Consider the following 267-nt stretch of genomic DNA (forward strand, 5'->3'; position numbering starts at 1 on the left):
CTCCTGGAGAATGCGGTGCAGGGTCCGGTTCGACCAGCTGGCGCCGTCGCCACCGTAAAACAGCCCGTCGGGATGGCGATACTGCCCCCCTTCAACAATCGACATCACCGCTGACCAACCTTCGCGTTGAACCCGCTCATTGAGCAGGGCATCGGCCTGTTCCCGTTGCGGCCCGCGCAGTTGGTCGCAGGCGTAAATCCTGTGCAACGCTTCGTACGCCTGGTTATCAGGGGGGGGCTGGTTGAAGTCCAGATAGTTGCGATTGAG

At 61.4% G+C, this 267-nt stretch carries 1 protein-coding gene; it reads right to left on the reverse strand.

Translation table 11 applies throughout. The features are described 5' to 3' along the window. Positions 1-267 (reverse strand): DUF2817 domain-containing protein (locus QN399_RS26365; RefSeq protein WP_330201948.1); only part of this gene is annotated, 267 nt, incomplete at both ends.

This window comes from Pseudomonas sp. 10C3 (assembly GCF_036346185.1).
Classification (GTDB): domain Bacteria; phylum Pseudomonadota; class Gammaproteobacteria; order Pseudomonadales; family Pseudomonadaceae; genus Aquipseudomonas.